Raw genomic sequence first — 13,932 nt, 5'->3', positions numbered from 1 at the left:
CATATACAAAATGGAACACGGGGTCTCGTGTTCCATTTTTTTTCATCCCATTATTTTATATATTCATCACTAACAAGAGTGTCCGCTAAGATTTCTGATGGAATGGTGAATTCCACAACACCCATATAACCCGGTGCCACCTCATATTTATCAAATACAATCACTAATTTGTTGTATTTAGTAATGTAGAAGGATTGGTTCGCTTTTATTTTCTCAAATGGATCAAAGAGATCTTCTTCTTGCTTATTAGGATTATCTACCCAATAAATTAGGGAAGTGTCCTTTTCCATTTGCGAGAGCATTTGTCTTTTAATTTCCTCGCTTATCACGTTAATATAGGCATCATTCTTAAAAAGGCTAGGCAATGTGATGAGTAAGCCTTTTTGTTTATCAATCGTGTCAAATTGGTAGGTCGTTGAAGAGGAGCCAACTGTATTCACAACATAGCGTCCAATTGATAAAATTCGATCGGTATCTGTTTTTATTTCATATCCGCTGTCTACCCCTAAATGGCCTCCATTAGCTGCTTTTAGTTCCTCGATATCAGCCTGGAATTGTTCATATAGTGCCTTGCTTTCTTCTAAATATTTTTCATTTAAAGTAGCTTGCAGTCCCTCATTATTAAGGTTATGAATGGCAGGTGTTTTTATGTCAGCATTATAGGTTTCTTCATCAACTTTAAATTCGACAAAGGTCAATACTTTCACAATGTTTCCGATAACAGGAACCTCAGCCATCGTTTTTGCGAATGTCTCGTTTACATTTAATCCACCAACGAACACCACCGAAGCAACTGCTACTCCTGCAATCCATTTTGTTTTTCTATTTTTCCTCGGTTTTTGCTGAAGGGCTTTTTTTACAACAAAGTCTAATTCATTAGGAATAGGGATATTATCATAATCAGCCTTTAATTTTTCAATCTTTTTATCCATTTAACTTACCTCCTAGAATGGATTGATCTTTGTCCTCAATTTGGATTCGGAGCAGCTTAAGTGCTCTATATAGACGGGTCTTTATTGTGTTTTCATTCTCATGCAGGATTTCTGAAATCTCACGAAGAGTTAGGTCTTCAAAAAATTTTAGAATGATAATAACCCGATATTTTGGTGGGAGTTGATCCAGTCCTCTTGTTAAATCAACATTTTCATAAGTATCATTGCTATTGGGACTAACAAACTCCAAAGTTTCTTCATCGACACTAATTTCTCGTTTCTGTTTACGTAATAAATCCAGTGAAGTATTTACTACGATCCGATAAAACCAGCTTTTCAATCCTTCTGGGCGTTCAAGACTATATACGAATTTCAGGGCCTTATGGATCGATTCTTGAATGATGTCCAGCGCATCTTCTTTGTTTTTTACATAAGAGAAGGCCAATCTATAGAACTTCTCCTTTTCTGCGATAATTAAATCGGTTAGTAATTTTTCCAGCTCCTTATTCTTCACCGGAAACACCTCCTCTTTTCTCTTTCTATCTATAAGACGTTTCATGGAGTGCAAAAAGTTTTTTAATATGATTTTATTTAACAATAAACCAAGTTTTTCGACAAATGGACTAGAGCCCTAAAAGAATTGCTTATCCATGTGAAATTCGATATGATGTTAAATAGTGGAATTGAAAAATTGAATTAAATGGTAGGATGGTAAATATGCAAAGAGCGCGTATTATATATAACCCAACTTCTGGACGAGAGCTTTTTAAACGACATATCCCGGAGGTTTTAATGAAGCTTGAGGCTGCTGGTTATGAAACCTCATGTCATGCGACAAAAGGTCCTGGGGATGCAACGATTGCTGCCAGTCTTGCGGCTAATCGGGGATTTGATGTCGTTATTGCAGCTGGTGGTGATGGGACAATTAATGAAGTTGTTAATGGCTTAGCTATTCATGAAGTCCGTCCGAAACTTGGAATTATTCCTGTTGGGACAACGAACGACTTCGCACGTGCAATTAAAGCGAATGGTTCGATAGATAAAGCAGTCGATATAATTGCTGCAGGTTATTCGAAAAAAATGGATATTGGAAAAGTAAATGATCAATATTTCATTAATATTGCTGGTGGCGGGCGTTTGACTGAGTTGACTTATGAGGTTCCGAGTAAGTTAAAAACGGTATTAGGACAACTTGCTTATTATATTAAAGGAGTCGAAATGCTCCCAACACTTAAACCAACTCCGGTGAAAATAGAGTATGACGGAAAGCTTTTTGAAGGTGAAGTCATGCTATTTTTAGTGGCTAATACGAACTCTGTCGGCGGATTTGAGAGGTTGGCCCCAAAAGCCGATCTTGCAGACGGTTTATTTGACTTTTTAATCCTTAAGAAAGCGAATATGGCTGACTTTTTAAGGATTGCAACATTAGTGTTAAGAGGGGAGCATCTTAACGATGATCTGATCATTTATACGAAAGCTAATCGTATAAAAGTGACGTCTGATGAAAAAGTCCAGCTTAATCTTGATGGTGAATTTGGCGGTGTTTTGCCTGCGGAGTTTATTAATTATTATCAGCATATTGAAGTGTTTGTACCAAAAGATTTCTAGTAAAAATGAGGGCAAAACCGATAAATGGTTTGCCTTTTTCTACTTTAAGAAATAACAATAAAGGAAGATTGACATGGCAAAACTAGAAGCACCGATAAATAAAAACGATGTGATAGAGGTAACTTTTGAAGATTTAACACATGAAGGGGCAGGGGTAGCAAAGGTTGATGGGTTCCCGCTATTTGTCCCCAATGGTTTACCTGGAGAACAGGCCCAAATCAAGATTGTTAAAGTGAAAAAAGGGTATGGATATGGGAAGATTCTTGAATTTTACAAAAAAAGCCCTGATCGCATTGAACCAGTCTGTCCCATCTATAAGCAATGCGGTGGCTGCCAGCTTCAGCATTTAAGTTATGAAGCACAGCTGAAATTTAAGCAAAAACAAGTAAAAGAAGTACTAACAAGAATTGGACATTTGGAAAATATCACTGTCCATCCCGTCCTTGGAATGAAGGACCCGTGGAAATATCGTAATAAATCACAGGTCCCAGTTGGTGAAATCGAAGGTGGCTTGGTGGCAGGATTCTTTCAACAGCGGAGTCATACGATCATTAATATGGAAGAATGTCTAATCCAGGCAGAGGAGAATGACCGTGTTGTTCAAGGTGTTAAACGAATTGCGGAAAAATACGGAATGAGAGCCTATAATGAAGAAACACATTCAGGTACACTCCGCCACATTGTAACTCGCTATGGTCGGAAAACGCAGGATGTTATGGTTGTGCTTATAACGAGAACTGAAAATTTTCAGCATAAAGATAAAATCATTGACGATATTCATGAAGCTTTTCCACAAGTAAAATCAATCATCCAAAATATTAATTCAAAGCGAACAAATGTCATTTTTGGTGATAAGACAAAGGTGTTATGGGGCGACGAATATCTATACGATTCAATTGGAGATATTCAATTTGCAATCTCAGCCCGTTCCTTTTACCAAGTTAACCCGGAACAGACAAAGGTTTTATATGATAAAGCATTAGAATACGCTAAATTGTCCGGTGAAGAAACGGTCATTGATGCTTATTGCGGGATTGGAACTATATCATTATTCTTAGCGCAAAAAGCTATGAAAGTGTACGGAGTAGAGATTGTGCCTGAAGCGATTGAAGATGCGAAAAGAAATGTGAAACTTAATGGCATGACTAATGTTGAGTTTGAAGTAGGAAAATCAGAGGAAATCATCCCGGCATGGCATCAACAAGGTATTAAAGCTGACGTCATCGTTGTCGATCCGCCTCGCAAAGGCTGTGATACTGAACTACTTGAAACGATCATTAAAATGAAACCGAAGCGGGTAGTCTATGTTTCTTGTAACCCGGGAACACTGGCACGAGACCTGCGTATCCTAGAAGATGGCGGATTTAAAACAATCGAGGTACAGCCGGTAGATATGTTTCCGCATACGAACCACGTTGAGTGTGTTGTCTTGATGTCAAGGGTGGAGAAATAGGACTATTCAAAACACTTATAAATAAAGGATTTTCAAGATTGGAGGATTTTCTGCCTAACATCTGGCGGTACCTTTTAGCCTTGAAGATCCTTATTTTTATTTTTTTTAGGAAACATATCTGCTGCAAAAATGTTCGTAGGGTTGTGGAGACAGATTAGATAACTTCATGAGGTTGTGGAGATAGGAAAGATGAAATATTCCCTAATTTTGAAATGAAGGGATATCCCTATCTCTATATTATAGATATACAAATCTTAATATTTGAGTTGAAAAAGTAATTACATTTCAGGTGTAAATAGTCATTCCTATAGACTGGTTTTCTTGGTATAATAAAAAGAAAAAGCAGGTGTGGATATGGAAAGTGAAGATAAAGTGCAAAAACAGCCTATGGACTTTTATAATATGTCAGATTTTTTAAGAGGACAATCCTCGAAATTAATAACTAAATTATCTGATGAGGATAGGACTGCTTTCGTTTTAAAAAATGGAAAGCCTATTGCTGTTCTACTGTCTAATGAACGCTATGAAAGGCTTTTGAAATCAGGTATTGATATAACAGAATATTAAAGATGAGCGAGGTAAAATGAATGGCCGTGAAAAAATCAGAACTATATTCCCTACTATGGGAAGCGTGTAATAAATTAAGGGGTGGCGTAGAGCCGTCAAGATACAAAGACTACGTACTTGTACTATTGTTTTTTAAATATGTATCAGATAGATACAAAGGACAACGATTTGCTGAGTTTACGGTAAGCGAAGGTGCATCATTTGATGACTTAATTGCTGCAAAGGGCAAGAGCGATGTCGGTGAACGAGTAGATAAGATTATCCAAAAGTTTCTAGAGGAAAACCGTCTTCAAGGTTCTCTTCCTGATGTTAGTTTTAATAACCCAGATGAACTGGGTTCTGGCAAGGAACTAGTTGATAAAGTTTCTGGACTTATTGCTATATTCCAAAATCCTGCTATTGACTTCAAAAGTAACAGAGCAAGTGGCGATGACATCATCGGAGATGCTTATGAGTACTTCATGATGAAATTTGCTCAAGAATCTGGTAAGAGCAAGGGTCAATTTTATACGCCTAGTGAGGTGTCACGTATCATTGCTAGACTTATTGGTATTGGTGATGTTAAGCAAGAAACAGGAAAGAAATGGACACTTCATGACCCTGCTGCGGGCAGTGGTTCCCTACTAATTCGTGCAGCAGATGAAGCCCCTATGGACGAAAATGGTGACTCTATCGTTACAATATTTGGTCAAGAAAAATATCCCGATACTGCAGGTTTAGCAAAGATGAACTTTATCCTGCATAACAAAGGTACAGGTGAAATTAAGAGTGGTAATACATTAGCAAACCCAGCATATACCGATGATTTTGGTGGGCTTAAGAAATTTGACTTTATTGTTATGAATCCTCCTTTCTCTGATAAGGACTGGAGTGATGGAATAAAAATCACAGAAGATAAATTTAAAAGATTTGATGGCTATGGCATTCCACCAGAGAAGAATGGTGATTATGCATGGTTTTTGCACGTTTTAAAGGCGTTAGATAGTAATGGTAAGGCAGGAATTATTCTGCCCCACGGTGTGCTATTTAGAGGGAATATAGAAGAGACCATTAGAAAAGCAGTTCTTGATAAGCGATACATCAAGGGCATAGTTGGTCTGCCCGCTAATTTGTTTTACGGCACAGGTATTCCTGCTTGCATCATAATTATTGATAAAGAAAATGCTGATAATCGTGAGGGCATCTTTATGGTAGATGCAAGTCGTGGATTTAAGAAAGACGGTAACAAGAATCGCCTTCGTGAACAAGATATTGAGAAAATAGTACAAACATGCATAAATAAAGAAGAAATTAGGGGCTATTCTCGTTTTGTTACCTATAAAGAAATCTTAGAAGAAAACGATGGTAACCTGAATGTCCCTCGATATATCCAAAAGATTGATGATACACTGCCACAAAATATTGCATCCCATCTAAAGGGTGGAATTCCGGAAATTGATATTGATTCAATAGAAAAACTATGGACGGTTTCACCAAATTTGAAACAAGAGATATTTACCTGTGTTGATGAAAAGCATAATGTCTATGACCTTGCTATGTCACCAAACGAGATTGAAACGGTTATCTCTGAAGATGAAAATATCAAGAGCCAAAAGGAAACCGAGTGTGGTGAACTATTCGGGGCTTGGAGAACTGCAGTAAAAAACGTGCTGCTAAACATCAATGAGGATACAAATCCAAAGGAGTTAATTCGTAACATTGGCCTTGAAATCCTGCACAATTTCGAATCGGCACAGCTTTTAGACAATTATGATGTGTACGACTTCTTGCTAAATTATTGGAATGAGAAAATGCAAGATGATGTGTATGTTATTAAGGCTAGTGGATATGAGGCTGGTCGTGAGATTGAATATGTGTATGCTCAAAAGAAAGCAAAAGATGAAAATGGAGAAGTAATAAAAGTTGATGATACTTCTAAAATGAAGTCGTTTGAAGGGGCGTTAATTCCAAGAGAAATTATCGAACATGAGTATTTTGAAAAAGAGTTAATTGTACTTAATGAGTTGAGCGAAAAATCAACCTTGCTTGAATCTGAACTGGATGAAATACGTGAAGATGAATCCGGTGATGAAGGCTTGCTTGTAAATGCCCTAAATGAAAAAGGTGACAGCATTCCAAAGGCAAATCTTAATAAGCGGATTAGGGAACTCGAAAGTAAAAAGACCTCACCTGTAATGAGCGATATTATAAAGTTGATTGAATTGTTTGATGAGGGCAATACAATTGAAATGGAGAAAACCGTCAAAGATAACAGTGAGTTAAAGGGTTACGAACTTAGAAATAAGAACGGTTCATTTGGTAAATCAAAGCTAAAGACAGCTTTAAAAGAGGCAAGCGACAAGGCAACTATTCCAGAGATTTATGCAGAAGAGTATAACGCATTACTTGCATATCAAGATAAGATGTTAGCAAAAGAAGAAGCTGACAAGGAAGTAAAAGAAGCCCAAAAGGCACTTGATGATTTAGTACTTGCAAAATATGGTGAGTTATCAGTTGATGAAATTAAATACTTGTTATTCGATAAAAAGTGGACTGCAAGGCTTGAGAGTGATATTACAAATGCTATTGACCAGGTGTTAAATGCTCTAGCGTCAAGAGTTGTTCTAATTGCAAAACGCTATGAGCATACTTTAGGTGAGATCGAGGAAAAGACAGCTCGGTCGAAAGTAAAAGTGAAGTCTGCCCTAGAAAGGATGGGGTACACATGGTAACTTATCCAGAAGGTTGGAGATGCGATACAATTAAAGATATTGCAAATATCACAACTGGTTGCAGAGATACTCAAGATAACAAGGTTAATGGAAGGTATCCGTTTTTTGTACGTTCTCCTATCGTTGAACGTATAGATGTGGTGGATTTTGATTGTGAAGCTGTGTTGACTGCAGGAGATGGGGTAGGTACAGGAAAGGTATTTCATTACATTAACGGTAAGTTTGCAGCACATCAGCGTGTTTATGTTATGAGCAATTTTCAAAATGTTGATGGTAAGTACTTCTACTATTATTTCTCAAACAACTTCGGAAAAGAAGTTGAAAAATATACAGCTAAATCATCAGTTGATTCAGTGCGACGCGATATGATAGCTGAAATGGAGTTTCCGTATCCTCCTTTACCTGAGCAAAACGAGATTGTTAAAGCATTGTTAGATTTTGACGAGCATATTGATAACCTAACCGAACTAATCGAAAAGAAAAAAGCAATCCGTGATGGTGCTTTGGAGGATTTGGTTAGTGGCAGGACTAGGCTTGATGGATTTGGCGGTGAGTGGAAAGAAGTTAACCTTGGAACTGTAACTACTATTCTTAATGGCGACAGAGGTGTAAATTATCCATCAGAATCTGCGTTTACATCTTATGGTGTTCCATTTGTGAACGCAGGTCATCTCAGCAACGGAAAAGTTTTGTTCGACGGTATGGATTACATATCCAAAGAGCATTATTGTTTGTTGGGAGGTGGAAAGATTATAAAAAATGACATTTTATTTTGTTTGCGTGGTTCACTTGGAAAGTTTGCATTAGCAGATTTTGATGAGGGAGCACCTGCATCATCTCTTTGTATTGTGAGAGCCAAAGAAACAATCAACCCTTTATTTCTTGCTCAATTGATGTCTTCATCAATTATAAAAAATAGAATAGAAGCTGCCAATACAGGCTCATCTCAACCAAACTTATCAGCTAAAGATATATCACTCTTTGAATTTAAAATTCCAGTTGATATTGAAGAACAACAAGCCATATCTTCTATCCTAACAGCAATGGATGAAGAAATAGAATCTCTTGAAATGGAAAAAGCAAAGATGATTCAAATTAGAGAAGGTGCAATGGACGACCTTTTAACAGGCCGTGTGCGTCTTACAGTATGAGGAGGTTAAGTTTATGTCTGTTGATTTAGAAAGAAAATTACAAAATAAAGTCCTCCACTGGTTAATAGATGAAGAAAAAGATGGTGGCTTAGGCTACACATATCTTGGCAACCTTGAGGATCAAGACAACACACCAGTTAAAGAGGATTTGCTAAAGAAGAATCTAGAAAAGCGCGGTTATACGAAAGAACAAATTTCAAAAGCAGTAAATGAACTTGTTACTAAGGCAAACAATCAAGTGGATAGCCTATATCAAACCAATAAAGAGGTCTATTCCCTACTTCGTTACGGAAAGCAAGGCGTAAAGGACGATAATAAAAACCGTCAAACTGTGCATTATATCGACTGGGATAATGTAGAGAATAATGATTTTTATGTTGCTGAAGAAGTAAGCGTACTTTGTTTTAATCAGATAGAAAGAAAACGTCCCGATGTGGTACTGTATATAAACGGCATCGCACTTGGCATATTTGAGTTAAAGCGTTCATGCGTGAGTATTGGCGAAGGTATTCGTCAAAATCTTACAAATCAAAAAAAGGAGTATATTCAACCTTTTTTTAGCACCGTTCAATTAATTTTTGCAGGTAATGAGGCAGAGAGGCTTAAGTATGGTACTACCGAAACGGCTGAAAAGTATTTTCTTAAATGGAAAGAAGATATCAAAGCTACCGATGACCTTTCTGCAACTGTCAAGGATATTCAATCTAAAGAAAAGAATAAGCTAAGAGATGCTATAGTCTCTCTTTGTCAAAAAGAACGTTTTTTATCGTTGATTCATGACTTCATTATCTTTGATGCTGGAGTGAAGAAGGTTACAAGACATAATCAATACTTTGCGAATATTGCTGCAAGAAAAAGGATTATTGCAAATGAGGGTGGTATCATTTGGAATACACAAGGTTCCGGTAAGTCATTGATAATGGTTTGGCTTGCTAAGTGGATTATTGAAAATGTGGAAGATAGCCGTGTAGTTATCATTACAGACCGTGACGAGCTTGACGACCAAATAGAGAGCCTATTTATTGACGTTGATGAGAAAGTTAAAAGAGCAAAGAGTGGCTCTGATTTAAGAGAAATACTAAATAAAAATGATGATTCTATCATATGCTCTTTGATTCATAAGTATGGACACAATGCAGGTAAACAATCCGATGTGGATCAGTATCGTAAAGAGTTATTAAAGGACTTGCCTGCTGACTTTAAGGCAAAAGGAAACATTATCGCCTTTATTGACGAATGCCACCGTACAAACTCGGGGAAATTACACGAGGCTGTTAAAGTTTTGATGCCTGAAGCAGTGCTTATCGGTTTTACAGGAACGCCGCTACTTAAAAAAGACAAGAAAACCAGCCTTGAAACATTTGGATCGTATATCCACACCTATAAATTTGATGAGGGTGTTGAAGATGGTGTTGTTCTTGATTTACGTTATGAAGCAAGAGATGTTGACCAAGATTTATCCAATAGGGAAAAGGTAGATTTGTGGTTTGATAATAAAACCTTAGGTCTTACAGAAAAAGCAAAGACACAGTTAAAACAAAGCTGGACTTCAATCAATAAATTATATAGTTCAAGACAAAGACTTGAGAAAATTGCGGGTGATATTATCTTTGATATGAATTTAAAACCGCGCCTTAAAAATGAACGTGGAACGGCTATGCTTGTTGCCAACAGTATATACGAGGCTTGTAGATATTGGGATATCTTTACTAGCAATGGCTTTAATAAATGTGCTGTTGTCACCTCTTACGAACCTTCAACTGCAAGTGTTAGAACGGCTACGAGCGACTTAAATCAAGAAGGTGAAGAAGAATATAAGAAGTCTATTTATGAGCGTATGCTTAAAGGCAAAAAATTAGCTGAATTTGAAAAAGAAGTAAAGGAACGCTTTAAAAAAGACCCGGCTAAAATGAAGCTTCTTATTGTGGTGGACAAACTATTAACGGGTTTTGATGCACCAAGTGCCACTTATCTATATATTGATAAATCTATGCGTGATCATGACTTGTTCCAAGCAATCTGTCGAGTTAATAGGCCGGATGGTGAGGATAAAGACTATGGTTACATTGTAGATTATATGGATTTGTTCCGTAATGTACAGTTGGCGGTTGCTGATTATACAACCGAAGCTTTCGATAACTTTGATAAAGAAGATGTTGAAGGACTTATTAAGAATCGTTATGATGAAGCCAAATCTGAAATGGTGGGTGCAATTGCATCTCTTAAGGATTTGCTTGAAAACGTAAATGATTCAAAAGAGGATACTGATTATATTGAGTATTTCTGTGGTAAAAATAGTGAGGATGATGAGAGAACAGGCCGCCGGGATATTTTGTACGCTCTTACTGCATCCCTGACTCGTTCCTTTGCAAATTGCTGCGATAAACTTGTGAGCAACTATGGTTATTCAGAGAATCAAGTTAACCAGCTTAGGAGTGATATTTCTGGATATAACAAAATAAAAGAAATGATTAAACTTGCAAGTTGTGATTATATTGACTTAAAGCCTTATGAGGCGGATATGCGTTATATCCTCGACACCTACATTCGGGCCGACGATTCTAAGGTTGTAAGCGAACTTGCCAATATGCCATTGGTTGAGTTGCTATTAAATAATACAACTACAACACCAATAGATGCATTAGTGAAAGAACTTCCAGGAAGTGATAACGCGAAGGCTGAGACCATTGAAAATAACTTGCAACATGAAATCGTTAAAAAGATGTCTTCAAATAAAGTTTACTATGGCAAGCTATCAGAAATGCTCCAAATAATTATTGACCAAAGGCGAATTGAGGCTATGAGTTATGAGGAGTATCTACGTCAAGTGGTAGAACTAGCACAAGCGATTCTACATCCAGAAGAAAATTCTGATTATCCGGATGCTGTTAAGAATAGCGAAGCCAGAAGAGCTTTCTTTGATTACTTTGATAAAGATGAAAAACTGGCTATAAATAGTGACAATGCTATCCGTAATGCAATACGTCCTGATTGGAAGCGAAATTTCCAGAAACAACAAAATATAAGACTTGCTATATATCAAAATTTATTGGTATATGGTTATGACGAAGATGTAGCAACTGATAAAACCAATGCCGTCTTCGAAATAGCTGAAAGACAGGGAGAATACGATGTGTAATGAAGTAATAATTGGCGGTATGCCAATAGAGATTATCAAAAAGCAAAATCTTAAAAATCTTTATATAAGGGTTAATCCCCCAGAAGGAAATGTAACTGTAAGCACTCCTAGTGATTATCCAGATGAAGAAATAAGGCTTTTTGTTCTAAAGAAAATGCCGGAGATTACCAAGGTGAGAGATAGGATGTTGTCACAACCACGTCAAACTGAACGTGAATATGTGTCTGGCGAATCACATTATTTATGGGGAAAGCCTTACCGTTTGCAGGTCGTTTATGAAGGAAACAAATACGAAATTACGAAACTACCAAATAAAATAATGCTAACTGCTCCCGAGAGATCGACCAAAGAATCTAGGGAGAGGGCTTTTAACGAATGGTACAGAGAAGAACTTAAACGAGTATTGAATGTTGTGGTTTCAAGGTGCGAGGCAAAGACAAATCTTTATGCTAATGAATACAAAATAAAAAATATGAGGACAAAATGGGGTACTTGTAATATTGATAAAAAAAGAATATGGATTAATTTGCAGCTTGCTAAAAAACCAGTCGAATGTCTTGAGTATGTGGTTATACATGAACTAGTACACTTGATAGAAAAGAATCACACCCATAGATTCCATGCTCTTGTTGAGGAGTTCTACCCTACCTGGAAAGAGGCAAGAAAGCTATTAGCAGAGCTGCCTTTGGATTATATTGAAAAAGGGGAGTGGGTAGAGAATGAAGAGCAAAATAACATCTAGTGATATTTTTGATATTAATAAAAAATCGGGCGCATTGATACTTGGAAAGAATCGACTTGATGATTATGCAACTAAATTTTTAACAAAATATTGTAAGCAGGCATTGGTTGATCCAATGCCTCTTCCAGTTGAGGAGATTCTTCAGGATATGGGACTTACAGTACAAGAAGTGTCCTTATCTAGCAATTTAGATGTTTTTGGTTGCTGTTTGCTATTAGATGCACATATCGATGTTTATGACCAAGAAACAAGGCAATATACATCAACCGCTTTTAATGCTGGAACTGTATTGATTGATCCATTATCTGAAGCTGTATTTGGTGAAGGTTCGAGCAGAAACACACTAATCCATGAGGCACTGCATTGGGAAAAAGATAAGAGGTATTTTGAAATCCTTGAGATAAAAAATAAAAATGCATCTGAAAAGCTATACCCTATTTTATGCCGTCAATCTGAGACTTTCTATACTCCACCTGAGGGAAAGAACACAAAAGAAAATGAAGTAAGGTGGTTGGAATGGCAGGCACATAGATTAGCACCAAGAGTCCTTATGCCAAAAAACAGCTTTAAAAAGAAGGCACTGGAGTTTATACAACAATATAAAGAGGCTGGAGAAAATGTTATATTATCGTGTGACACTTTGATTGAAGATTTAAGTATCTTCTTTAAAACGTCACGGTTATCAGTAAAATATAGATTGAGTGAGGTTGGTCTTAAAGATACAATTTCAAGGTTTTCAGATTATGAAGATGTCTATGAAGAAATCAATAGCAATAAAGATTTTGTCAAATTAACTCCAGTAGAAGCATTAAAGATTGTTGATACAGATTCAGTTCTTAAAGGATGGATAAGCGATGGACGATTTGTTTATGCTGACGGGTACTTTGTTCTCGCTGACATCCAGTATGTAAAACAAAAAGATGGAGTGCTTCATTTAACTGCTAAAGCAAAGAAAAATCTTGCTAAATGTGTTATTAATATTCGTGAGCAAAAGTTTACTACATATGAAAATGCTGATAAGGATTTTCTTGGTTATGCGGTACTTAGAAAAGTAGAAGGAATTGACAATAGACTTCTTACATTCCATCCAAAATATCAGTCTTCTTTAATGTGTGAACCAGAAGAGGCTTACCAAGCATTTTATAAACAGTTAGCTTCTTATGATGAACAAGAAGAAATTGAACTTATGAAGATGATAGGAGACCCAACTAAATCACTGTGCGAGTGTTTATGGTTTTTGATGGAGAATAGAAAATGGGACTATCCTAAGCAATTTAACGAAGAGACAGGACTGCACATAAACTATCATGGTAAAATTAAGAAAAACAACTATAACAACATGACTACTAATGTTTTGATGGCGATTTGTGTAGGCATGAGATTAAGTTCGAGAATAACACAAAAGTTATTTGATAAATCAAATAACAAATTAAATTATTATTCTGATCCTGATAAAACCTATATTCGTATAATGGAGACTATGCCAGGACTCTCGCTTGGAGATTTCAATGGAATCTTAGGGCAGTTTGGAATACCCGAATTAGGTAGCGAAATAAAAATTTAATAATTCATTAACTCGTTGAGTTGGTTTTGAACCCCGAAAGGGGTTCTTTTTGTGCGACGGGCAGT

General features: G+C 36.7%; 10 protein-coding genes. 8 read left to right on the top strand and 2 right to left on the bottom strand.

Features of this window, described 5'->3' with window-relative positions; all coding sequences use genetic code 11:
• Positions 1 to 50: 50 nt before the first annotated feature.
• A complete protein-coding gene (locus P9E47_RS06585; RefSeq protein WP_003331364.1) occupies positions 51 to 932 on the bottom strand; it encodes a DUF3298 and DUF4163 domain-containing protein in 882 nt (293 codons plus the stop codon).
• A complete protein-coding gene (locus P9E47_RS06580; protein WP_326162903.1) occupies positions 925 to 1,446 on the bottom strand; it encodes an RNA polymerase sigma factor in 522 nt (173 codons plus the stop codon). The genes P9E47_RS06585 and P9E47_RS06580 overlap by 8 nt, the downstream gene beginning before the upstream one ends.
• 203 nt (positions 1,447 to 1,649) lie before the next feature.
• Between P9E47_RS06580 and P9E47_RS06575 the strand changes: the two genes are divergently transcribed.
• The 8 genes from P9E47_RS06575 to P9E47_RS06540 all read left to right on the top strand — a co-directional run bounded on the left by P9E47_RS06575 (position 1,650) and on the right by P9E47_RS06540 (position 13,867).
• Positions 1,650 to 2,540 (top strand): diacylglycerol kinase, encoded by an 891-nt coding sequence (locus P9E47_RS06575; RefSeq protein WP_003331366.1) that lies wholly within the window; start codon positions 1,650 to 1,652, stop codon positions 2,538 to 2,540.
• A 73-nt stretch (positions 2,541 to 2,613) separates the two neighbouring features.
• Positions 2,614 to 3,993: a 23S rRNA (uracil(1939)-C(5))-methyltransferase RlmD gene (gene rlmD, locus P9E47_RS06570; protein WP_326162902.1), complete on the top strand. Its 1,380-nt coding sequence runs from the start codon at positions 2,614 to 2,616 to the stop codon at positions 3,991 to 3,993.
• A 354-nt stretch (positions 3,994 to 4,347) separates the two neighbouring features.
• On the top strand, positions 4,348 to 4,560 hold the full coding sequence (locus P9E47_RS06565; protein WP_220155756.1) for a type II toxin-antitoxin system Phd/YefM family antitoxin: 213 nt from the start codon (positions 4,348 to 4,350) through the stop codon (positions 4,558 to 4,560).
• A gap of 20 nt (positions 4,561 to 4,580) precedes the next feature.
• Positions 4,581 to 7,271 carry an N-6 DNA methylase gene (locus P9E47_RS06560; RefSeq protein WP_326162900.1) on the top strand — a complete coding sequence of 897 codons (2,691 nt, stop codon included), beginning with the start codon at positions 4,581 to 4,583 and terminating at the stop codon, positions 7,269 to 7,271.
• On the top strand, positions 7,265 to 8,422 hold the full coding sequence (locus P9E47_RS06555) for a restriction endonuclease subunit S (RefSeq protein WP_326162898.1): 1,158 nt from the start codon (positions 7,265 to 7,267) through the stop codon (positions 8,420 to 8,422). The genes P9E47_RS06560 and P9E47_RS06555 overlap by 7 nt, the downstream gene beginning before the upstream one ends.
• Positions 8,423 to 8,435: 13 nt before the next feature.
• Entirely contained in the window at positions 8,436 to 11,561 is a 3,126-nt protein-coding gene (locus P9E47_RS06550) for a type I restriction endonuclease subunit R (RefSeq protein ID WP_326162897.1), read from the top strand.
• Entirely contained in the window at positions 11,554 to 12,303 is a 750-nt protein-coding gene (locus tag P9E47_RS06545) for a M48 family metallopeptidase (RefSeq protein WP_326162895.1), read from the top strand. The genes P9E47_RS06550 and P9E47_RS06545 overlap by 8 nt, the downstream gene beginning before the upstream one ends.
• On the top strand, positions 12,281 to 13,867 hold the full coding sequence (locus tag P9E47_RS06540) for an ImmA/IrrE family metallo-endopeptidase (protein ID WP_326162894.1): 1,587 nt from the start codon (positions 12,281 to 12,283) through the stop codon (positions 13,865 to 13,867). Before P9E47_RS06545 ends, P9E47_RS06540 begins: the two co-directional genes overlap by 23 nt.
• Positions 13,868 to 13,932 lie beyond the last annotated feature (65 nt).

Source organism: Schinkia azotoformans (assembly GCF_035811335.1).
GTDB classification, from domain to species: domain Bacteria; phylum Bacillota; class Bacilli; order Bacillales; family Bacillaceae_J; genus Schinkia; species Schinkia azotoformans.
The sequence above is the reverse complement of the archived record's forward strand: the minus strand, read 5'-3'. Positions and strand labels throughout refer to the sequence as shown.

Bases quoted from the DNA above. Each gene is read 5' to 3' on its own strand.
- P9E47_RS06560 (WP_326162900.1), top strand. From the start codon at position 4,581: ATGGCCGTGAAAAAATCAGAACTATATTCCCTACTATGGGAAGCGTGT.
- P9E47_RS06585 (WP_003331364.1), bottom strand. From the start codon at position 932: ATGGATAAAAAGATTGAAAAATTAAAGGCTGATTATGATAATATCCCT.
- rlmD (WP_326162902.1), top strand. From the start codon at position 2,614: ATGGCAAAACTAGAAGCACCGATAAATAAAAACGATGTGATAGAGGTA.
- P9E47_RS06565 (WP_220155756.1), top strand. From the start codon at position 4,348: ATGGAAAGTGAAGATAAAGTGCAAAAACAGCCTATGGACTTTTATAAT.
- P9E47_RS06550 (WP_326162897.1), top strand. From the start codon at position 8,436: ATGTCTGTTGATTTAGAAAGAAAATTACAAAATAAAGTCCTCCACTGG.
- P9E47_RS06545 (WP_326162895.1), top strand. From the start codon at position 11,554: ATGTGTAATGAAGTAATAATTGGCGGTATGCCAATAGAGATTATCAAA.
- P9E47_RS06540 (WP_326162894.1), top strand. From the start codon at position 12,281: ATGAAGAGCAAAATAACATCTAGTGATATTTTTGATATTAATAAAAAA.
- P9E47_RS06575 (WP_003331366.1), top strand. From the start codon at position 1,650: ATGCAAAGAGCGCGTATTATATATAACCCAACTTCTGGACGAGAGCTT.
- P9E47_RS06555 (WP_326162898.1), top strand. From the start codon at position 7,265: ATGGTAACTTATCCAGAAGGTTGGAGATGCGATACAATTAAAGATATT.